The following is a 21090-nucleotide window of genomic DNA, read 5'->3' as shown; positions in this document are numbered from 1 at the left end:
GGTTGCGAGTGTCCGAACCGCGTGTTTCCGAACCGACCGAGATCGACCGTGAACGCGGCTACGTCGACGGTCTGTTCCACCGACTCGACGAACTGACCACCGAGGCCGAGCAGCGGCTCGTCGAGACCCGCCGGCAGGCAGTCGGTGGCAACCACCAGAGCCGGACCGAGCGCGACGCCTTCGCCCGGCTCTACGAGGACACCGTCGCCACCCTGCGGCGCGTGGGCGACCGCCTGGTGTTCGGGCGGCTCGAGGTCCAGGACCCGCCCGCTGACGAGGACGCCTTCCGGTACATCGGGCGCGTCGGGCTGCGGGACGCCGACCACCGGCCGCTGCTGCTCGACTGGCGCGTGCCGGGCGCGAGTGCGTTCTACCAGGCCACCGCGGCGCATCCCATGGGCATGCGGGCCCGACGCCACCTGACGCTCGAGGGCCGCACGGTCGTCGGCGTCGAGGACGAGGTGTTCGACGCCACGCTCTACGACGACGAGCGCACGCACCTGCAGGGCGAGGGAGCCCTGCTCGCGGCCGTCACCGCCGAGCGCACCGGGCGGATGACCGACATCGTCGCGACGATCCAGGGCGAGCAGGACCGGATCATCCGCTCCCCGCTCGAGGGCGTCCTCATCGTGCAGGGCGGGCCGGGCACCGGCAAGACGGCCGTCGCACTGCACCGTGCGGCGTACCTGCTCTACTCCTACCGGGAGCGTCTGCGCGGTTCCGGTGTGCTCGTCGTCGGGCCGTCCCCGGCGTTCCTGACGTACATCGAGCAGGTGCTGCCGTCCCTCGGTGAGACCGGTGTCGTGATGGCGTCCCTCGGGTCGCTCCACCCGGGGCTCCACACCACCGTGCACGACCGTCGGGACGTCGCCGCCGTGAAGGGGTCCGGGGAGATGGCCGACCTGCTCCGCCGCGCGGTCCGGTCGCGGCAGGTCGTCCCGACCGAGTCCGTCACGCTCGACATCGAGGGCGAACGGCTCGTCGTCCCGCCGCAGCTGGTCGCCGACGCCATGCGCCGTGCCCAGGACCGCGGCAAGCCGCACAACGTCGCCCGCGTCACGTTCAACAAGAACGCGCTCGACGCCATGACGCGACTGCTCGCCGACCAGCTGCGGCACCGCGGGACGACGGTGGACGAGGCCGACGAGAAGGTGCTGCGCGAGGACATCCGCAGCTCGTACGACGCCCGGGTCCTGCTCAACACGGCGTGGCTGCCGCTGCCGGCCGAGAAGCTCCTCGAGGACCTGTACGCCCGGCCGAACTGGCTCGCGTCCCTCACACCGAACTGGTCGCCCGAGCGACGTGCCCTGCTGCGGCGCGAGCGCGGGGCCGGCTTCACGGTCGAGGACGTGCCGCTCCTGGACGAGGCGGCTGAGCTGCTCGGGGTGTTCGACCCGACCGGTGGTGCGGCGAAGCGGCAGGCGAAGGCCACCCGGAACCGGGACATCGAGAACGCCCGGCAGGCCATCGAGAACATGGGCGTCGAGGGCATCGTCAGCGCCGAGCAGGTCGCCGGTGCCTTCGCGGAGGGCGGGGACCCGCGCTCCACCGCCGAGCGTGCCGCCGAGGACCGCGAGTGGACCTACGGGCACATCGTGGTCGACGAGGCACAGGAGCTGTCACCGATGCAGTGGCGGGTCCTGGCACGCCGCAACCCGCTGCGGTCCTTCACGATCGTCGGAGACATGGCGCAGGGCTCGTCGCCGGGTGCCGCCCGCACGTGGGACGACGTCCGCGGTGCGCTCGCCCGTCGTCGTCGTGGTCGTGCCCCGGAGGTGCCGCTGGACTCCCGCCTCGAGGAGCTCACCGTCAACTACCGCACCCCGCGCTCGATCGTCCAGGCGGCCGGGGCCTTCGCCGCGGCGGCCGGTCTCACGGTGACCGCGAACGAGGCGGTCCGTGACGGCGACCCCGTCGAGCGCTTGCGCGTCGACCGGGCGGACCTGCTCGACACGGTCGCGGACCGGGTCGACGGCGAGCGCGACCTGATCGGCTCCGGGACGATCGGCGTCATCGTGCCGGAGGCCGACGTGGCCGCCGTCCGCGAGCGCCTGGCCCGGACCGAGGCCGACGTCCGCGGGCTCGGGTCACCCCGGCCGGGGTCGGTCACGGTGCTCACCGGCGCGGACGCGAAGGGCCTGGAGTTCGACGGCGTGCTGCTCGTCGACCCGGACCGGGTCGGCTCCGACGCCGCTCGGGCCGCGGCGGCCGTCTACGTCGCGATGACCCGTCCCACCCGCCGGCTCACGGTCATCGAGGTCGCCTGACCGTCCTGCCGGTCGGGCCGGTGCCTCCTGCGGTCCGTCCGACCCGCCGGGAGGCTCGGGAGCGACCCCGTCAGGCGGGCTCGCCCTGGTCGCGTACCTGCTCCACGAGGGCCGCCCACGGGCCGTCCAGGCGACGACCCGGGATCGTCACCGTGGTCCGGGCGACGGTCACCGTCCACACGTAGTCGTCGCGGACGGCGCTGTCGTCACGATCGGCATCCTCCCCACCCGCACCCTCCGGAGCCGCCCCGGGTGCCACGGAACCTTCGCCGGGGAGTGCCCCGACGAGTTCCGTCCACCGGTCGGCGTCCGGACGGGCATCGGTGTCGACCCGCCATGCCCGCGGGAGGCCGGCGAACCCACCACTGCGGCGCACGACGATCTGCATGCCCCGGAACCTACGCCCTCCGCATCCGCTCCGGAGTGCCCGGTCGAGCAGCGCTGCTGCGGCTCAGACCGTCACCCCGACGCGCTGCCAGGCACCGGCGACGGCGGTGTGCTCGCGCGAGCCCGCTCCGAACCGCGCCGCCGCTGCTCGGACCGTGACGGCCGCGAAGCCGGCGAAGTCGATGGACGCCGACACCTCGGCCGAGGTGAGGGCGTCCCACCACACCTGTCCCGCGCCGACCCAGGCCGGTCCGCCGATCGTGGTCGCGGCGAGGAAGAACGCGTGGTTCGGGATGCCGGAGTTCAGGTGCACGCCGCCCTGGTCCTCGGCGGTCTCCACGTAGCCGGCCATGGTCGCGGGCTGTGGGTCCGCCCCGAGCACCGGGTCGTCGTAGGCCGTGCCCGGCGCACGCATCGAGCGGAGGGCGACCCCGTGCACGGCGTCCGTGAACAGCCCTTCGCCGATCAGCCAGGACGCCTGTTCCGCGGTCTGCCGGGCGGCGTACTGGGCGACGAGCACGCCGAAGACGTCGCTCATCGACTCGTTGAGCGCTCCGGACTGCCCCTGGTAGACGAGGTCCGCGGTGTACTGCGTGACGCCGTGGGCCAGCTCGTGCCCGATGACGTCGACCGCGACGGTGAACCGCCGGAAGACCTCGCCGTCTCCGTCGCCGAACACCATCCGCTGCCCGTCCCAGTAGGCGTTGTCGTACTCCCGCCCGTAGTGCACGGTGGCGTCGAGGGGGAGTCCGGCGCCGTCGATCGACGCCCGTCCGAACACCTCGAGCCAGAACGCGTGCGTCGCGCCGAGGCCCGCGTACGCCTCGTCGACCGCGGGGTCCCCGGTGTCGCCGTCACCCTCCCGCCGCACGACCCTGCCCGGCAGCGTCGTCGTGCCGGCGGCGTCCGCGATCGTGCGCCGCGGAGCGACGTCCGGCGCCTCGGCGGTCCTGGCCGCGCGGAGGCCGGTCACGTGCTTCGGCTCCTGGACGCGGTCCATCGAGGCGAGGGCGGTCCGGGCTGCGGCGGCAGCGCGCGGGAACCGGTCCTCCGGTGCGTCGGCGACGGCGCGGAGGAGGTACGGCGGGACGACGGAGCGCGGCGAGCGGCTGGTCATGGCGACATGCAACCACCGGGGGCCGACAGCCGGTTCGGCGACCGGGCCTCCCGGCTGTCGGTCCCGCCGTCAGTCGCGCTTGCGGTTCGCGACCAGGGCGAGTGCGTACGCCTCCCACCACCGGCCCGCGGCCGGTCCGCCGTTGCACGCGCCGTCGCTCAGCCCGGGCGTCTTCACCCACAGCAGCGCGTCGAGCCGGGTGGTGCCGCGCGTGACGTGCGGGGTCTGGCCGAGGCCGGCACCGTCGGGGTTGCACCAGTCGCCCCGCCACCCCTGCCCGTTCCGCGAGACGTCGATGACGAAGTGTGGGTCGCCCCCGATCGCGTCGGCGAGCTCGTCGGCGTAGGCGCGCTCCTGGTCCACGCGGTAGAAGTTCGACACGTTCGTGGCGAAGCCCTGCACGCGGTCGACGCCCGCCCGGCGGAGCCACCCGGCCATCGTGTCCACCGGGACCCGGTTCTCGTTCCCGCCGTCCAGGTACACCGTCAGGCCGTGCCCGGTCAGGGCCCCGACCGCCCTCCGGAGGAGCGGCAGCCGGGTGTCCTGCAGCCGCTCGCACACGGCGATCTGCGCGATCGAGTCCGGCTCGACCAGGACCACCGCGTGCGAGCCCGCGAGCGCACGCACGACCGCGCGGACCCACGGCAGGTAGTCGTCCTCGGCGGTGCCGCCGCGCGACCAGTGGCCGCAGTCACGGTCCGGGATCGCGTAGAGCACGAACACCGGGGTCGCCTGCTGCGACCGGGCCGCGGCGAGGACGCTCCGGGCGGTGTCGACGGTCTCCGGGACGGACGGGTCGGTGAGCCACGTCGCGAGGGGCCGGTCGGCGATCACGGCGAGGCGTTCGGCCGTGGTCACCCGGCCCGCGTCCCGCGCCGCGGTCACGTGCCAGCGTGGCTGGTTCGCGCTCGCCGGTTGACGGGCGAGGCCACCCGACCACGCCTCGGCGACGCTCTTGCGATGCACGACCTGGCGGTCGCCGGTGCCCGGGAGGACCACCGTGACCGCGACGACGACGGCCGTGACGAGCGCGGCGACGACCCCGATCCACACCCACTGTCGGCGGGTCGAGGCGCGTTGCGCTCCCGGCATGGGCCGTCCTCCCGCTCGGGCGCCGCCCCCGTTCGGCGTCGCTCTCGCCCGCCATGTTCCCACCCGATCGGCACCGGATGCCAGGGTGCCGCCCAGGGCCCGGCCAGCAGGGGTGCCCCAGACTGGCCCGATGCTGCGGAAACTGCTCCTCCTCGCCCTGACGGCGGGCTACGCCTGGGTGATCTGGCGCATGACGCTCACCCCGCACGTCTTCACCGAGGCCGAGAACTCCTTCGTGCTCCGCGCCGTCGCCTGGGTCCAGCAGCTGCCGCACGGGGCGTGGTTCACCTACGACCGGACCGAGTTCCTGGCGAACGTCGCCATGTTCGTGCCGGTCGGGCTGATCGCGGCGCTGTGGTTGCCCCGGCGCTGGTGGGTCCTCGGTGCCGTGGTGGCCGTCGCGCTCTCGGTCGGCATCGAGTTCGCGCAGGCCGTGTACCTGCCCTACCGGGTCGCCGACCCCCGCGACGTGCTGTCGAACGGCATGGGTGGTCTGCTCGGTGCGACGTTCGTCGGCTTCGTCCGGAGCCTGCTGCCGGAGCGCCGACGGCGCCGTCCCCTGCGGGCCCGGACCGTCTGACCGCCGCTCGTCGAGCGGGACGCGCTCTGGTATGCTCGTTCGGTTGCCGTCGAACGGCCGCGGATCAAGAGCGCTCACACAGCAGGTGTGGGCACCGCGCAACGGACACGCTCTCACGCAGAGCAGGAAAGGGGATCCTCCATGGCACTTGACGCGAAGATCAAGCAGGAGATCATCGAAGAGTACGCGACCCACCCGGGCGACACCGGATCCCCCGAGGTCCAGGTCGCCGTTCTGACGCGTCGTATCAACGACCTGAACGAGCACCTCAAGGAGCACAAGCACGACCACCACTCGCGTCGTGGTCTGCTGCTCATGGTCGGTCAGCGTCGCCGTCTCCTCGGCTACCTCTCCGACGTCGACATCGCCCGCTACCGTGCGCTCATCGAGCGCCTCGGCCTGCGCCGCTAGTCATCGTCAGGGTGCTGCCGCGTCGCAGCCCTGCTGGTCCGGAGCCCCGTCCCTCCTCGTGAGGGACGGGGCTCCTGTCGTTCCCCGGCGGGTGCGTCGGCGTCCGGCGCGGACGGGAATGCCTCCCCGTCCGCCGCGGTTCCGTGTACTGTTCATGCAAACGCATTGAAAGTCGGGAGTCTCCATGAACACCATCGCCGTCGTCTCCGCCGGGCTCTCCGAGCCCAGCTCGACCCGCCTCCTCGCCGACCGACTCGCAGCCGCAGCCGGTGCCGCGCTCGCGGGGGAGTCAGCGGGCCCCGTCGAGGTCCGGAACGTCGACCTCCGCCCGCTCGCCCACGAGATCACCGACGCGATGCTGACCCGCTTCTCCGCTCCGGCACTCGCGGCGGCGACGGCCACGGTCGTCGAGGCGGACGCGGTCGTGTTCGTCACGCCGGTCTTCACGGCGGGCATGAGCGGCCTGGCGAAGTCCTTCCTCGACGTGCTGGACAAGGACGCCCTCACCGACATGCCGGTGCTGCTCGGCGCGACGGGCGGGACCGCACGGCACTCGCTCGCCCTCGAGCACGGCATCCGACCGGTGTTCGCCTACCTCCGGGCCGCCGTCGTCCCCACCGCGGTCTTCGCCGCCACGGACGACTGGGGGAGCGACGACGCGGGCGTGCTCGACGCGCGCATCCGCCGGGGTGGAGCCGACCTTGCCTGGGCGGTCCGGGCCTCCCGGCGGCAGCCGCAGCAGGCGGACGCGCTCCCGGCGGTCACCGACTTCGCGTCGTTGCTCGGCGGGCTGCAGCACCGGTGACACCGGTGTCGCGCCCGCCGGGTCAGTACCAGTGCGGGTCGACGCTCATCTCGTGGTCCCACGCGCCGCACGGCGATCCGTAGCGGTCCGCGATGTACGCCAGACCCCAGTCGATCTGCGTCGCGGCGTTCGTCCGCCAGTCCGCGCCCGCGGCGGCGAGCTTCGACGCCGGCAGGGCCTGCGGGATGCCGTACGCGCCACTCGACGCGTTGAGCGCGTTCGCCCGCCACCCGGACTCCTGCGTCCACAGCGAGACGAGGCAGCCGAACTGGTCGTCGCCCCAGCCGTGGGCACCCATGGCGCTGCGCGCGTAGGCCTGCGCGGCCGCCGGGTCGACGGGGACGCCCTCGGTGCTCGGGTAGGCGTTGTCCGCCGAGCTGGCAGCACCGCCGGCGGCACGCGCGGTCTCGGCCGCGGCCCGTGCGGCGGCCGCCTGCGCCGCCGCCTGCGCCGCGACGGCCTGGCCCACCTCGTAGCGACGCTGCGTCTCGGCGGTGGAGTCCCGGAGCGCGGCGAGCTGCGCGTAGAGCTCGTCGCTGTGCGACTCGGTCTCCGCGACCGCCGCGTCCGCCCGTCGCTGTGCCGCGCGGGCGGCGGTGGCGGTCGCCTCGGCCTGGTCCGCCAGCGACGCCCGCTCGTCCTCGGCCCGCTCCGCCTGGTCGTGCAGCGACGCCGCCGTCCTGGCGGCGACCGCGGCCTCGTCCATGACGCCGTCCCACGTCGTCGACAGCTGGTCGAGCGCGCCGAGCTGGTAGAGCAGCTGGTCGGGGTCGTCCGCCGTCGCGATCCGGGTGGTCATCTGGTCGGTCGAGCCGTCCCGGTACAGGTCGGCCGCGAGGCGCCCGGCCCGGGTCCGCGCGCGCTCGGCCGTCGCGGACGCCTCGTCGGCGTGGGCCTGGAGGCTCGTGGCGGTACGGGTGGCCTCGGCCAGGTCCGCCTCGGCGGCGGCTGCCGCGGCGGCGGTGTCGAGGGCGACCTGCGACTTCTCCGCGGCCTCGGCCTGCACCGACCGGAGCGCGGCCCGGACCTCCGCCACCTCGGCCTGCTTCGCCTGTTCGTCGCCCTCCGCCCGCTGGACGTCCTGCCACGTCGGGTAGTCGGTCGCCGAGGACGGGGTCGCCGAGGACGGGGCCGCCGTCACCGCGGGGACCACGAGGGCGCCGACCAGCACCCCGACGGTGAGGAGGGTGCTCCGGGCACGACCCCGCCGAGGTGCCCGCCGTGGTGCTGCTGCGACCCGTGGTCCGGCCGTCCGTCGTGCTGCTTCCCCGCGCATGGGAGCAGGCTACCGAGGACACGCCCGTTCGCCACGGGCACCGCCGTCGGTCCACCTCGGAATGCTAAGGTCGGCTGGTCTGGGGACCGTTCCCCGCGACGACACACAACACCGCACGCAGACCGGCACGAAGCTGGTCATCGGTGGTGGCATCCGGGCCGAACCGCATCCCGAGTGCTCCCACTGCTGGCCAGACATGCGTTCCGCGTCGTGGAGCGCACGTGCACGCGTGTGCCCGAGGCCGGGTCTGCTGCTCACACACGCAAGGAGGCATCCTCTTGGAGGGTCCCGAGATCAAGTTCGCTGAAGCGACCATCGACAACGGTCGCTTCGGCACCAGGACGGTCCGGTTCGAGACCGGTCGTCTCGCGCAGCAGGCACAGGGTGCCGTCGCCGCGTACCTGGACGAAGAGACCATGCTGCTGTCGGCCACCAGCGCCGGCAAGCACCCGCGCGAGGGCTTCGACTTCTTCCCCCTGACGGTCGACGTCGAGGAGCGCTCGTACGCCGCCGGCAAGATCCCCGGCTCGTTCTTCCGTCGTGAGGGCCGCCCCTCGACCGAGGCGATCCTCGTCTGCCGCCTCATCGACCGGCCGCTGCGCCCGTCGTTCGTCGACGGCCTCCGCAACGAGGTCCAGATCGTCATCACCGTCCTGAGCATCGCGCCGGACGAGTTCTACGACGCGCTGGCCATCAACGCCGCATCCGCGTCGACGCAGATCTCCGGTCTGCCGTTCTCCGGCCCGATCGCCGGTGTGCGCCTCGCGCTCATCCCCGGCGCGAACGGCACCGACCAGTGGGTCGCGTTCCCGAAGGCGTCGCAGCTCGCCGACGCCGTCTTCGACCTCACCGTCGCCGGCCGCGTCGTCACCGACGAGGCGGGCAACGAGGACGTCGCGATCATGATGGTCGAGGCCGAGGCCACCGAGCACGCCTGGAACCTCATCGAGGGCGGCGCGACCAAGCCCGACGAGGCCATCGTCGCGCAGGGCCTCGAGGCGGCCAAGCCGTTCCTCAAGTCCCTCGTCGAGGCGCAGGCGAAGCTCGCCGCGCAGTCGGCCAAGGAGATCCAGGACTACCCGGTCTTCCCGCCGTACGCCGACGAGGTCTACGCCGCCGTCGAGTCCCTCGCCCTCTCCGAGCTCGGGGACGTGTACCAGATCGCCGGCAAGGCGGAGCGTCAGGACGCCGACGACGCGCTCAAGTCGCGCGTCAAGGCGGCCATCGCCGAGCAGGTCGCCGCGGGCACGCTGCCCGAGGTCGCCACCAGCCAGGTCAGCGCCGCGTACAAGTCGGTCACGAAGAAGGTCGTCCGCGGCCGCATCCTGACCGAGCAGGTCCGCATGGATGGTCGCGGCCTCGCCGACATCCGTCCGCTCGACGCCGAGGTCGCCGTGATCCCGCGTGTCCACGGCTCCGCGGTCTTCCAGCGCGGCGAGACGCAGATCCTCGGCGTCACCACGCTGAACATGCTCAAGATGGAGCAGCAGATCGACTCGCTGTCGCCCGTTACCAAGAAGCGCTACCTGCACCACTACAACTTCCCGCCGTACTCGACCGGTGAGACCGGCCGCGTGGGGTCGCCGAAGCGTCGCGAGATCGGGCACGGCTTCCTCGCCGAGCGCGCCCTCGTGCCGGTGCTGCCGTCGCGCGAGGAGTTCCCGTACGCCATCCGTCAGGTCTCCGAGGCGCTGAGCTCCAACGGCTCGACCTCGATGGGCTCGGTCTGCGCGTCGACCCTGTCGCTCCTCAACGCCGGTGTGCCGCTGCGCGCCCCGGTCGCGGGCATCGCGATGGGCCTCGTCTCCGACACCGTCGACGGCCAGACCCGTTACGCGGCGCTGACCGACATCCTCGGTGCCGAGGACGCCCTCGGCGACATGGACTTCAAGGTCGCCGGTACCTCGGACTTCGTCACGGCCATCCAGCTCGACACGAAGCTCGACGGCATCCCGTCGTCCGTCCTCGACGCCGCGCTGAAGCAGGCCAAGGAGGCCCGCTCGGCCATCCTCGGTGTGCTGAACGAGGCCATCGACGGTCCGGACGAGATGGCCGACACCGCGCCGCGCGTGATCTCGGTGAACATCCCGGTCGACAAGATCGGCGAGCTGATCGGCCCGAAGGGCAAGACGATCAACGGGATCCAGGACGAGACCGGCGCCGACATCTCCATCGAGGACGACGGCACGGTCTACATCGGCGCCGTCGACGGTCCGTCCGCCGAGGCCGCGCGTGCGCAGGTCAACGCGATCGCGAACCCGACGAACCCGGAGATCGGGGACCAGTTCCTCGGCACCGTCGTGAAGATCGCCACGTTCGGCGCCTTCGTGTCGCTGCTCCCGGGCCGTGACGGTCTGCTGCACGTCTCCGAGGTGCGCAAGCTCGCCGGTGGCAAGCGCGTGGAGAACGTCGAGGACGTCCTCGGCGTCGGTCAGAAGATCCTGGTCGAGGTCACCAAGGTGGACGACCGCGGCAAGCTGTCGCTCGCGCCGGTCGTGGCCGACGACGTGGACACCGAGGGTCGCGACGACCACGGCACCCACGCCGAGATGCCCGCCGAGGGCTGATCGACCCGCGTCCCGACGCACGGACGGCCGCCGACCCCGACGGGGTCGGCGGCCGTTCGCCGTCGCGGGCAACGCCGTCCGTCGGGACCGGGCTCGACGCGCGGTCCTGCCCGGGTCAGGAGGCGGGCGTCTCCTGGATGCCGACGAGCTGCGCGCGACCGAGCAGGTGCTCGCGGAGCATGAAACCGACGACGGCCGGCGTCGCGCCGGCGGGGACGTCGAGCGACGGGACGTCGAGCGCGCTCACGGTGAAGAAGTACCGGTGCGGACCGTGGCCCGCGGGCGGAGCGGCCCCGAGGAACGTGTCGGTGCCGAACTCGTTGCGGCGGCGGGTGGCGCCGTCGGGCAGGAGCGAGTCGTCCGTGCCGGCGCCCTGCGGCAGCGACGTCACCGATGCCGGGATGTCGGAGACGGCCCAGTGCCAGAAGCCGGAACCGGTGGGGGCGTCCGGGTCGTAGGCCGTGAGCACGTAGCTCTGCGTGCCCTCGGGGGCACCGGACCACGTCAGGGCCGGGGAACGGTCCTCGCCACCGGCGTCGGAGCCGCGGGCCCAGTCGGGCAGCTGGCCGCCGTCCGTGAAGTCGGGGCTGGACAGGTCGAAGGAGGGGACGTCGGGCAGGTTCCAGTTCGGGTGGTTCGTCATGCTCCGAGCCAACACCCGTGCGCCCGGTGGATCCCGGGAGCGCTCCGGTCGGCGCTCAGGCGGCGAGGACCCGCTCGGCGACCCGGTTGAGTGCTGCCGTCGCCGCGATCGCGTCACCGGCGTAGGCACCGGACATCGCGCCGTCGCGGGCGAGCATGAGTTCGTCGGCACCGTCCCCGGGGAGCGGGTGTCCAGCGGCCTGCAGCAGGTCACCGAGGCGTTCCGTGTACCAGTCGCGGTGCACGGCGACGACCTGGCGCACCGGGTCCCGCGGGTCGTGGTACTCGGCGGCCGCGTTGAGGAACGCGCAGCCGCGGAAGTCCGGACGGTTCACGTCGGCGGCGAGGGCGTCGACCCACGCGCGGACGGCGGCCTGTGGGGACTCGGCGTCGCCGACGACGGACTCCATCCAGGCCTGCACGCGGGTGTGCTGCTCACGCACGTAGGCGAGGATCAGGTTGTCCTTCGAGCCGTAGTGCTTGTAGAACGTCGCCTTCGTGACGCTCGCCTCGGAGATGAGGCGGTCGACGCCGACACCGTGGATGCCCTCTTCGTAGAACAGGCGGGTGGCCGTCTCGAGGATGCGGACCTTCGCGCCGCCGGAGCGGGGAGCCGGGGGGACGCTCGACCCGTCCGGCGACGCGAGGTTCTGGTTGCTCGGGGCCCGTCCTTGCAGACGCTGACCCAGGAGACGCTGGACGGTCGGTTGGGGGGAATCGACCGTCACAGCGTGGCTCTCCTTGGGTCATCGGCTCCGCGGCGGAGCGGGGGGACTCGTGCCGCGCAGGACTGATGTCCCGAGCCACCGGATCGAGATCTAGGGGGGCTCCCGATCCGGTGACACCACTGTAGCACGATGAGGACAGACAGACGAGTCCGTCTGTCCTTCTTTTTTGTACCCCTCTTCGGGTGGCCTCTCCCGACGGCGGTCTGCCTGGGCGATCCCGGCCCGGCCTTCAGTAGAGTCATGACGATGAACCGCCCAGTGCCGCTGCCGCTCGAGGCTCCGGAAACGTCCTTCGTGACGTCCGGTGGAGCCCTCGTCCGGCGCACCGTTCTCGCCTCGGGCGTCCGTGTGCTCACCGAGTCCGTCCCCTCCGTCCACTCCACGAGCATCGGGTTCTGGGTGGGGGTCGGCTCCCGCGACGAACGTGCCGGGCAGTACGGCTCCACGCACTTCCTCGAGCACCTCCTGTTCAAGGGCACCGCGGAGCGCACCGCGCTCGACATCGCGGTGGCGTTCGACTCCGTCGGCGGTGAGCACAACGCCGCGACCGCGAAGGAGTACACCTGCTACTACGCCCGCGTCCGGGACACCGACGTCCCGATGGCGGTCGGCGTGATCGGCGACATGGTGACGAACTCGACCCTCGAGCCGGCCGCGTTCGACGTCGAGCGCGGGGTCATCCTCGAGGAACTCGCGATGGCGGCCGACGACCCGGCGGACGTGGCGGGGGAGGCGTTCTTCGCCGCGACCTTCGACGGGCACGCCCTCGGCCGCCCGATCGGTGGGACCCCGGAGTCCATCCGCGAGGTCCAGCGGGACGAGGTGATGGCGCACTACGCCGAGCACTACGAGCCGAACGGCATCGTCGTCACCGCTGCGGGGGCCGTCGACCACGACCGGTTCTGTGCGCTCGTCGAGGCCGTCTTCGCGGACGCCGGAGCCGCCGTGCCGCTCGCCCGTCGCACCGCGCAGCCCGTCGCCGACCCCGTTGAGTCCGCCGTGCGGGTCGTCCACCGTCCGACCGAGCAGGTCAGCATGCTCCGCGGGTCCCAGGGGCTCGACCTCCGCGACGACCGCCGCCCGGTGCTGAGCATCCTCAACGCCGTGCTCGGCGGGGGCATGAGCTCCCGGCTCTTCCAGGAGGTCCGCGAACGCCGGGGCCTCGCGTACGCCGTGTCCTCGTTCGCACCCGCCTACCTCGACAACGGGGCGTTCGGTGTCTACGCCGGCTGCGCCCCCGACAACGTCGCCGGGGTCGTCGACATCATCGACGGGGAGTTCCGCCGCATGGTCGACCACGGCATCACCGAGGACGAGCTCCGTCGCGCCAAGGGGCAGATCGAGGGCGCGCTGACGCTCTCGCTCGAGGACTCCGACGCCCGGATGACCCGCCTCGGCCGTGCCGAGCTCGGGACCGGCGAGTTCACCGACCTCGCGACCGCCCTCGAGCGTGTCGACCGCGTCACCGCCGCCGACGTGCTCGACCTGTCCCGCGACCTCCTGACCCGACCGACGGTGACCGCCGTGGTCGGGGACGTGCAGCGCGACCGGCTGGCGGCCGCCCTCGGGATCGACGGTTGACCTCCACGATGTCGCACTACCTCTACCTCGTCCGGCACGGCGAACACCAGGACGCCGAGCACGGTCTGCGGGACGGCAAGCTCTCGGAACGCGGCAAGCGCCAGGCGATGCTCATCGCCGACCGTCTGGGCGGCGTGCCGTTCGACGGCGTGTGGCACTCCCCGCTCGACGCCCCGAGCGAGACCGCGTCCTTCCTGCAGCAGCGCCTCCCGGCCATCCAGCCCGAGCCGTCGACCCTGCTCTTCGACTGCATCCCCTCCGGACCGACACCCGACATGCCGCACGCCTACAAGGGCTGGTACGGGGGCGTCACGGAAGAGGAGATCGTCGCGGGACAGGCGCAGATGGAGGACGCCGTCGCGGAGTGGTTCACGCCCGCGATGGAGGACCGCCACGACCTGCTCATCACGCACAACGCCGTCATCGGCTGGTTCGTCCGCGAGGTCTTCCAGGCCCCGGAGTGGCGCTGGATGGGGACGAACGTGGCGCACAGTTCGCTGACGATCATCCGGATCCGGTCCGCGAAGCCCGCCGAGCTCGTCACCCTGAACGACCTCGCGCACCTGCCGGTCGAGCTCCGCACCGGGCTGCCCGTCCCGCAGCCGCTCTAGGGTCGGCGCACGGGCTTGCGGTACCAGGCGGTCGCGTTCGGGTTGTCGTTGAAGGCCGGCACCCGCTCGTAGCCCCGACCGCGGTACATCGCGCCCGCGGCGACGAGCGAGTCGTTCGTGTCGAGGACGATGCTCGTCGCGCCCAAGTCGACGGCGGCGGCCTCGAGGACGTCCATCATCGCGGTCGCGACGCCGCGGCCCCGACCCTCCGGCGTCACGAACACGTGCTTGACCTCGAAGCGGACGTCGTCGCCGTCGTCGGCGATGCGGCGCAGGCCACCACAGCCGACCGCGACGGCCCCGTCGGTCGCGACCACGAAGACGCCGTTCGGCGGCACGAACTCGGCGGCCGGTGTCCGCTTCCGCGAGTAGCTGCCCTGCGCGCTCGGGAACGTGGCCTCGCGCTCGTCCAGGTACCGGTCGAGCAGGGCGTCGACCTCGGGGAGGTCGGCGGGGACGACGCGGACGCTGACCTGGCTGCGATCGTCGGACATGCTCCGATCCTAGGATGGGGACATGGTCACTCCCGTCGCCGTCGTCGGCGCCTCCGGTCGGCTCGGGGGCCTCGTGGCCGCCGTCGTCGAGGAACTGCCCGAGTTCGAGCTCGTCGCGCGGTTGTCCTCGCGGGACAGCGCGCACGACGCCCCCGGCTCGGTGTTCGCGGGTGCGGAGCTCGTCGTCGACGTCACGGTGCCCGCGCTCAGCCCCGCCATCGTCGAGAACGCCCTGGCCAGCGGCGCGAACGTCCTGGTCGGTACCTCGGGGTGGTCCGGGGAGCGACTCGGGAGACTGCGGGCGTCGCTCGTCGACCGGCCCGAGCAGGGCGCCTTCGTCGTGCCGAACTTCTCGATCGGGTCGGTGATCGGCACGCACCTCGCGACGATCGCCGCCCCGTGGTTCCCCTCCGTCGAGATCGTCGAGAGCCACCACGCCGGGAAGATCGACTCACCGTCCGGGACCGCCGTCCGCACCGCCGAGCTCATCGCCGAGGCCCGGCGCGACGTCGGTCCGGTCGAGGCCCCGCACGTCGACCAGCGTGCGCGCGGGCAGCAGGTCGCGAGCGTGCCGATCCACTCGCTCCGGCTGCCCGGGGTGAAGGCCGTGCAGGACGTGGTGCTGAGCGGTCCCGGCGAGACCCTCACCATCCGCCACGACACCGGGGACGACGCCGCCTACCTGCCGGGCATCCGCGCCGCGCTGCAGGCGGTCGGGTCGATGCGCGGGTTGACGGTCGGCCTCGGGTCCGTGCTCGGCATCGGGTAGGCGACGCTCGTGCGAGGCCTGCGGTCACCGTTCTGGGGCGTCCTGCTCATGACCGTCCTGCTCGTGGTGTACATCGTGCTCGTCGGGCAGCGGGCGGTGGCGTTCATCGCGACCGGCCTCCCGGTCGGCATCGGCATCGGCGTCGCGCTGGTCGTCGTGGCCCTGGTGGGGGCACTGCTCCTCGTGCTGGAACTCCGCTTCGGACTGCGCATCACGCGCCTCGGCGCCCGGCTCGAACGGGACGGCGGCGCACCGTCGGACGTCGTCCCGGTGCGCCCCTCCGGGCGTCCGGACCGGGGCGCCGCCGACGAGCTGTTCCCGCGCTACCGCGCCGCGGTCGAGGCCGCCCCGGACGACTGGCGTGCCTGGTACCGCCTCGGGGTCGTCTACGACGCGGCGGGGGACCGGAAGCGCGCCCGCGCCGCGATGCGGACCGCCCTCGCGCACGCACGGTGACGGTGCGGGGACGGGGTCAGAACGCCGCGTCGACCGCGTCCTCGGCCCGCGTGTACCGGAACGTGTAGCCCGAGTCGAGCAGCTTCGCCGGGACCATCCGCTGGTTGGACAGGAGCATCTCGTCCGCCGCGTCCCCGAGCAGCCTGCGGAGCGCGAAGGCCGGGACGCGGAACAGGTACGGGCGGTGCAGGTCCTCGGCGACGCGCTTGGTGATGCGGTCGGCCACGGCCGGCTCCGGGCCCGACAGGTTGACCGGACCGGACACGTCGTCGGCGGTCACCAGGTGCACGATCGCGCCGACCTCGTCCTCGAGGGCGATCCACGGCCACCACTGGCCACCGGTGCCGAGACGACCGCCGCCACCCGCCTTCGTCAGCGGGACGAGTGGGGCGAGCGCGCCACCGCCCTGACCGATGACGATGCCGGTGCGCAGCAGCACGACGCGCACGCCGTCGGGCGCGCGGCGGGCCTCTGCCTCCCAGGCGGTGCAGACGTCGGCGAGGAACCCGCTGCCGGACGACGCGTCGTCGTCGAGGACGTCGGCCGGCCGGTCGCCGTAGACCCCCGAGGCGGACCCGGACAGGAAGACGCGGGGCGGTGTCGTGGCGGCACGCATCGCGTCGACCAGGGTCGTCGTGGCGTCGACCCGGGAGGACCGGATCGCGTGTCGGTAGGAGTCCGTCCAGGGCAGCTTGCCGAGGTTCGCGCCGGACAGGTTGACGACGACGTCGGCGCCGTCCAGGACGGCCGGGTCGAGCGGACGCTCCCCGGGCGCCCACCGGAACTCGGTCGGCGTCCGCGGCTCGCGCCGAACCAGCGTCGAGACGTGGTGCCCCGCTTCGCGCAGGGCACGGACGAGTGGCGTGCCGATGAAGCCGGATGCGCCGGCCACCAGGACCGAGAGGGGCTGTGACGTCATGCCGCCACGGTACTCACGCACCTGACGGCCCGCCGCGGCGCTGCCGGGAGGCCCGACACCCCGCCGGTCGCCCGGCTCGCCTCCACCGCGGTGCACGCTTAGGCTCGACGTCGTGACCGAGATCCCCACGCCGTACGAAGACCTGCTGCGCCGAGTGCTCGAGGAGGGCTCCCCGAAGGGCGACCGGACCGGCACCGGTACTCGCAGCCTGTTCGGTGCGCAGCTGCGCTACGACCTGTCGCAGGGGTTCCCGCTCGTCACCACGAAGCGCGTGCACATGAAGTCGATCGCGTACGAGCTGCTGTGGTTCCTCCGCGGGGACTCGAACGTCGGCTGGCTGCAGGAGCACGGCGTCCGGATCTGGAACGAGTGGGCGGGCGAGGACGGCGACCTCGGGCCGGTGTACGGCGTGCAGTGGCGCTCCTGGCCGACCCCGTCCGGCGAGCACGTCGACCAGATCGCCCAGGTCATCGAGCAGATCCGGTCGAACCCCGATTCGCGTCGGCTCATCGTGTCGGCGTGGAACGTGGCGGACATCCCGAGCATGGCGCTCGCCCCGTGCCACGCGTTCTTCCAGTTCCACGTCAACGACGGCAAGCTCTCGTGCCAGCTGTACCAGCGGAGCGCGGACATGTTCCTCGGCGTCCCCTTCAACATCGCCTCGTACGCCCTGCTGACGCACATGGTCGCGGCACAGACCGGACTCGAGGTCGGCGACTTCATCTGGACGGGTGGTGACTGCCACGTCTACGACAACCACGTCGAGCAGGTGCAGGAGCAGCTGACCCGGACGCCGTACCCGCTGCCGACGCTCGAGCTCGCCCCCCGCGACTCGATCGACGACTACGAGTACGAGGACATCACCGTCGTCGGCTACGAGCACCACCCGGCGATCTCCGGCAAGGTCGCGGTCTGATGACGGACGACCGGGCGGGGTCGTGGACGGAGCCCGGGCCCACGCCGCCGGTTCCGGATCGACGCGCCAGCGGCGAGCCGGCCGTGCCGGTGGGGATCACCGGCGTCGGGCTCGTCTGGGCCCGGTCGTCGAACGGCGTCATCGGCGCGGACGGGGGCATCCCCTGGCACGTGCCGGAGGACCTCGCGCACTTCCGCGAGGTCACCGGCAGTGCGACCGTCGTGATGGGGCGTCGCACCTGGGACTCCCTGCCCGAGCGCTTCCGCCCGCTGCCCGGTCGCCGGAACGTCGTGCTGACGCGGGACACCGCGTGGTCCGCCGAGGGTGCCGTGGTCGTGCACGACCTGGCCAGCGCGCTCGACACCGACGACGACGTCTGGGTGATCGGCGGCGGCGCGGTCTACGCGGACGCCCTGTCCTCGGCCGACCGCGTCGCGGAGACCGTCGTCGACGTCGAGGTGGACGGGGACACCTCGGCACCGACGCTCGGCGAGGACTGGACCCTCGTCGACGAGGGCCCCTGGCAGGTGTCCCGCGTCGACGGCACGCGCTACCGCTTCCTCGACTGGCGCCGCCGCGCCTGAACGCACCTGCCGGAGGTGATCCGGGCCTCCCGGCGGGGCACCGTCCGGGCGGACGGACGCACGGTCCGTCGCGCCCGGTACGCTGGACTCCGTGTCCACGCGTGAGAATCCCTTCGGCCAGGTCCTCGTCGCGCTCGTGACCCCGTTCACCGCCGACGGCGAGGTGGACTGGCCGGGCGTCGAGCAGCACATCGACGACTGCATCACGGCGGGTGCCGACGGCATCGTCGTGACCGGCACCACCGGCGAGACGTCGACCCTCACCGACCCGGAGAAACTCCGGCTGGTCGAGGTCGGCAAGTCCGTCGCCGCGGGTCGCGCGAAGATCATCACCGGCGGTGGCTCCAACGAGACCGCGCACGCCATGCAGCTCTACAAGCAGAGCGAGCGCGCCGGTGCCGACGGGGTCATGATCGTCACGCCGTACTACAACAAGCCGACCCAGGCCGGTGTCCTCACGCACTTCCGGATGATCGCCGACGCGACCGACCTGCCGGTGATCCTGTACGACATCCCGGGCCGCACCGGCATCCCGATCACGTACGACACCATCCTGCGCGCGTCGAAGCACCCGAACATCCTCGCGGTGAAGGACGCCAAGGGCGACTTCGCCGAGGTCTCGCGGGTGCTCAACAACACGGACCTCATGTACTTCTCGGGCGACGACACGAACGTGCTCCCGCACCTGTCGATCGGTGCCACGGGCCTCATCGGTGTCACGGCGAACATCACGAGCACGCCGTACCGCACGATCGTCGACGCCGTGAACCGCGGCGACCTGGCCACCGCGACGGCCGAGCACAAGCGCCTCGAGCCCCTCGTCCGCGCGGTCATGACCCACGTGCCCGGCACCGTCGCCGCGAAGTACGTCCTGCACGGGCTCGGCCGCATCGGCAGCCCGCGTGTCCGCCTGCCCCTCGTCGGGCCCGAGGACTCCGAGGCGTACGCCATCGAGACCTCGCTCGAGGCCGTCCGGGACGTCCCCGGCGCCGACTTCTCCAACTTCCGTCCCGATCGCAACGCAGCGGCCGGCGGCGCACTACCGAAGGTGCCAGGCACCACCCGCTAGACGAACACCGCGGCGCACGACGTGCGTCGCCCGAATCCGTAGGACCGAATGCCCACACAGATCTCCACACCGCAGCCGCTCGAACCCGGAACGCTCCGAGTCATCCCCGTCGGGGGACTCGGCGAGATCGGTCGCAACATGACCGTCTACGAGTTCGAGGGCAAGATCCTCATCGTCGACGCCGGCGTCCTCTTCCCGGAGGAGCACCAGCCTGGCGTCGACCTGATCCTGCCGGACTTCTCGCCGATCCGGGACCGCCTCGACGACGTCCTCGGTGTCGTGCTCACGCACGGGCACGAGGACCACATCGGCGCCGTCCCGTACCTGCTGAAGCTCCGCGGCGACATCCCGCTCATCGGCTCCACGCTGACCCTCGCACTCGTCGAGGCGAAGCTCAAGGAACACCGGATCAAGCCGTACACGCTCAACGTGGCCGAGGACCAGACCGAGCAGCTCGGTCCGTTCCACCTCGAGTTCGTCGCCGTGAACCACTCGATCCCGGACGCCCTCGCCGTCGCCATCACCACCCCGGCCGGCCGCGTGCTGCACACCGGTGACTTCAAGATGGACCAGCTGCCGCTCGACGACCGGATCACCGACCTCCGTGCGTTCGCGCGTCTCGGCGAGCAGGGCGTCGACCTGTTCCTGCCGGACTCCACGAACGCCGACGTGCCGGGCTTCACCGCCCCGGAGCGCGACATCGGCCCCGTGCTCGAGAACATCATCACGCGCGCCCGCAAGAAGGTCGTCGTCGCGAGCTTCTCGTCCCACGTGCACCGCGTGCAGCAGGTCCTCGACGCCGCCGCAGCCGCGAACCGCAAGGTCGCGTTCATGGGCCGCTCGATGATCCGCAACATGACGATCGCCGCCGAGCTCGGGTACCTGCGGGTTCCGGAGAACGTGCTCATCGACACGAAGAAGGCGAAGAACGTCCCCGACGACCAGATCGTCTACATGTCGACCGGGTCCCAGGGCGAGCCGATGGCCGTCCTCGCCCGCATGGCGAACCTCGAGCACCAGATCGAGATCGGCGAGGGCGACACCGTCATCCTCGCGTCGTCGCTCATCCCGGGCAACGAGAACGCCGTCTACCGCGTGATCGACGGGCTGACCAAGCTCGGCGCGAAGGTCGTGCACAAGGGCAACGCGAAGGTGCACGTCTCCGGGCACGCGTCCGCCGGCGAGCTGCTCTACTGCTACAACATCCTCCGGCCGCGCAACGTCATGCCCGTGCACGGCGAGCACCGTCACCTGTACGCGAACGCCGACCTGGCGATCCAGACCGGCGTCCCGCCGCGCAACGTGGTCCTGGGGGAGGACGGCACGGTCGTCGACCTCAAGGACGGCGTCGTGACCATCGCCGGTCAGCTCGACATCGGGTACGTCTACGTGGACGGGTCCACCGTCGGTGAGATCACCGACGCCGACCTGAAGGACCGCCGCGTGCTGGCCGAGGAGGGCTTCATCTCGGTCTTCTGCGCCGTCGACTTCACCACGGGCCAGTGCGTCATCGGTCCGGAGATCCAGTCCCGCGGATTCGCCGAGGACGACTCCGTCTTCGACGACGTCCGTCCGCAGATCGCGAAGGCCCTGGCGGACGCCGCCGGCAACGGCACGCGCGACCAGCACGCGTTCACGCAGGTCGTCCGGCGCACGGTCGGCCGCTGGGTGAACACGAAGCACCGCCGTCGCCCGATGATCGTGCCGGTCGTCATCGAGGCATAGGGGCTCCGCCCCACCGCACCGGGAGGCCCGCTGCACGTCCGCTCCGGACGTTGCGGCGGGCCTCCCGTCGTTGTCCCCGGGAACGATTAGGGTT

21 protein-coding genes are annotated in these 21090 nt (G+C 72.3%); 13 read left to right on the top strand and 8 right to left on the bottom strand.

Annotated features, from left to right (window positions below; all coding sequences use genetic code 11):
* Positions 1-8: 8 nt before the first annotated feature.
* Positions 9-2267, top strand: a complete 2259-nt coding sequence (locus DEJ16_RS00410) for an ATP-binding domain-containing protein (RefSeq protein WP_110823862.1) — start codon at positions 9-11, stop codon at positions 2265-2267.
* Positions 2268-2337: 70 nt separating this feature from the next.
* Here the strand turns inward: DEJ16_RS00410 and DEJ16_RS00405 are convergent, their stop codons facing one another.
* From DEJ16_RS00405 to DEJ16_RS00395, 3 genes are all read right to left on the bottom strand, one after another.
* Complete coding sequence (locus tag DEJ16_RS00405; protein ID WP_110823863.1) at positions 2338-2655, bottom strand: protealysin inhibitor emfourin; 318 nt, start codon at positions 2653-2655, stop codon at positions 2338-2340.
* Between the two features lie 63 nt (positions 2656-2718).
* Entirely contained in the window at positions 2719-3771 is a 1053-nt protein-coding gene (locus tag DEJ16_RS00400; RefSeq protein ID WP_110823864.1) for a M4 family metallopeptidase, read from the bottom strand.
* A gap of 69 nt (positions 3772-3840) precedes the next feature.
* Complete coding sequence (locus DEJ16_RS00395) at positions 3841-4863, bottom strand: glycoside hydrolase family 6 protein (RefSeq protein ID WP_110823865.1); 1023 nt, start codon at positions 4861-4863, stop codon at positions 3841-3843.
* A 130-nt stretch (positions 4864-4993) separates the two neighbouring features.
* Between DEJ16_RS00395 and DEJ16_RS00390 the strand changes: the two genes are divergently transcribed.
* The 3 genes from DEJ16_RS00390 to DEJ16_RS00380 all read left to right on the top strand — a co-directional run bounded on the left by DEJ16_RS00390 (position 4994) and on the right by DEJ16_RS00380 (position 6659).
* Positions 4994-5443 (top strand): VanZ family protein, encoded by a 450-nt coding sequence (locus DEJ16_RS00390; RefSeq protein ID WP_181419392.1) that lies wholly within the window; start codon positions 4994-4996, stop codon positions 5441-5443.
* Positions 5444-5584: 141 nt separating this feature from the next.
* Positions 5585-5854: a 30S ribosomal protein S15 gene (gene rpsO / locus DEJ16_RS00385; RefSeq protein ID WP_110823867.1), complete on the top strand. Its 270-nt coding sequence runs from the start codon at positions 5585-5587 to the stop codon at positions 5852-5854.
* 184 nt (positions 5855-6038) lie between these two features.
* Positions 6039-6659, top strand: a complete 621-nt coding sequence (locus tag DEJ16_RS00380) for a CE1759 family FMN reductase (RefSeq protein ID WP_110823868.1) — start codon at positions 6039-6041, stop codon at positions 6657-6659.
* 22 nt (positions 6660-6681) lie between these two features.
* On the opposite strand, the gene DEJ16_RS00375 is transcribed toward DEJ16_RS00380, so the two are convergent.
* Positions 6682-7935, bottom strand: coding sequence for a hypothetical protein (locus DEJ16_RS00375; RefSeq protein ID WP_146232768.1), 1254 nt, complete (start codon positions 7933-7935; stop codon positions 6682-6684).
* A 278-nt stretch (positions 7936-8213) separates the two neighbouring features.
* On the opposite strand from DEJ16_RS00375, the gene DEJ16_RS00370 reads away from it, so the two are divergent.
* Positions 8214-10502, top strand: a complete 2289-nt coding sequence (locus DEJ16_RS00370; RefSeq protein WP_110823870.1) for a polyribonucleotide nucleotidyltransferase — start codon at positions 8214-8216, stop codon at positions 10500-10502.
* Positions 10503-10617: 115 nt separating this feature from the next.
* Here DEJ16_RS00370 and DEJ16_RS00365 read toward each other — a convergent pair whose 3' ends face one another.
* The gene (locus DEJ16_RS00365; protein ID WP_110823871.1) at positions 10618-11145 is read right to left on the bottom strand and encodes a YbhB/YbcL family Raf kinase inhibitor-like protein; all 528 of its coding nucleotides are present in this window, start codon (positions 11143-11145) and stop codon (positions 10618-10620) included.
* Between the two features lie 55 nt (positions 11146-11200).
* Entirely contained in the window at positions 11201-11872 is a 672-nt protein-coding gene (locus DEJ16_RS00360; RefSeq protein ID WP_110823872.1) for a TetR/AcrR family transcriptional regulator, read from the bottom strand.
* A gap of 246 nt (positions 11873-12118) precedes the next feature.
* Here DEJ16_RS00360 and DEJ16_RS00355 point away from each other — a divergent pair, with 246 nt between their 5' ends.
* Complete coding sequence (locus DEJ16_RS00355; protein ID WP_110824022.1) at positions 12119-13453, top strand: pitrilysin family protein; 1335 nt, start codon at positions 12119-12121, stop codon at positions 13451-13453.
* An 8-nt stretch (positions 13454-13461) separates the two neighbouring features.
* Complete coding sequence (locus tag DEJ16_RS00350) at positions 13462-14064, top strand: histidine phosphatase family protein (protein ID WP_110823873.1); 603 nt, start codon at positions 13462-13464, stop codon at positions 14062-14064.
* Here DEJ16_RS00350 and DEJ16_RS00345 read toward each other — a convergent pair.
* On the bottom strand, positions 14061-14558 hold the full coding sequence (locus DEJ16_RS00345; RefSeq protein WP_110823874.1) for a GNAT family N-acetyltransferase: 498 nt from the start codon (positions 14556-14558) through the stop codon (positions 14061-14063). The two genes, DEJ16_RS00350 and DEJ16_RS00345, sit on opposite strands and share 4 nt — an antisense overlap.
* Positions 14559-14580: 22 nt before the next feature.
* On the opposite strand from DEJ16_RS00345, the gene DEJ16_RS00340 reads away from it, so the two are divergent.
* Positions 14581-15327, top strand: coding sequence for a 4-hydroxy-tetrahydrodipicolinate reductase (locus DEJ16_RS00340; RefSeq protein WP_110823875.1), 747 nt, complete (start codon positions 14581-14583; stop codon positions 15325-15327).
* Positions 15328-15375: 48 nt separating this feature from the next.
* The gene (locus DEJ16_RS00335; protein WP_110823876.1) at positions 15376-15783 is read left to right on the top strand and encodes a tetratricopeptide repeat protein; all 408 of its coding nucleotides are present in this window, start codon (positions 15376-15378) and stop codon (positions 15781-15783) included.
* A gap of 16 nt (positions 15784-15799) precedes the next feature.
* On the opposite strand, the gene DEJ16_RS00330 is transcribed toward DEJ16_RS00335, so the two are convergent.
* A complete protein-coding gene (locus tag DEJ16_RS00330; protein ID WP_110824023.1) occupies positions 15800-16702 on the bottom strand; it encodes a TIGR01777 family oxidoreductase in 903 nt (300 codons plus the stop codon).
* Between the two features lie 112 nt (positions 16703-16814).
* Between DEJ16_RS00330 and DEJ16_RS00325 the strand changes: the two genes are divergently transcribed.
* The 4 genes from DEJ16_RS00325 to DEJ16_RS00310 all read left to right on the top strand — a co-directional run bounded on the left by DEJ16_RS00325 (position 16815) and on the right by DEJ16_RS00310 (position 20996).
* Positions 16815-17618 (top strand): thymidylate synthase, encoded by an 804-nt coding sequence (locus DEJ16_RS00325; protein WP_220032700.1) that lies wholly within the window; start codon positions 16815-16817, stop codon positions 17616-17618.
* Between the two features lie 83 nt (positions 17619-17701).
* On the top strand, positions 17702-18202 hold the full coding sequence (locus tag DEJ16_RS00320; RefSeq protein ID WP_309146399.1) for a dihydrofolate reductase: 501 nt from the start codon (positions 17702-17704) through the stop codon (positions 18200-18202).
* 91 nt (positions 18203-18293) lie between these two features.
* Positions 18294-19271: a 4-hydroxy-tetrahydrodipicolinate synthase gene (gene dapA, locus DEJ16_RS00315; RefSeq protein ID WP_110823877.1), complete on the top strand. Its 978-nt coding sequence runs from the start codon at positions 18294-18296 to the stop codon at positions 19269-19271.
* Positions 19272-19319: 48 nt separating this feature from the next.
* Positions 19320-20996 (top strand): ribonuclease J, encoded by a 1677-nt coding sequence (locus DEJ16_RS00310; protein WP_110823878.1) that lies wholly within the window; start codon positions 19320-19322, stop codon positions 20994-20996.
* The last annotated feature ends 94 nt before the right edge of the window (positions 20997-21090 follow it).

It is taken from the genome of Curtobacterium sp. MCJR17_055, assembly GCF_003224335.1.
In the GTDB taxonomy this organism is placed as follows: domain Bacteria; phylum Actinomycetota; class Actinomycetes; order Actinomycetales; family Microbacteriaceae; genus Curtobacterium.
This window is presented reverse-complemented; position numbering and strand designations above follow the sequence as displayed.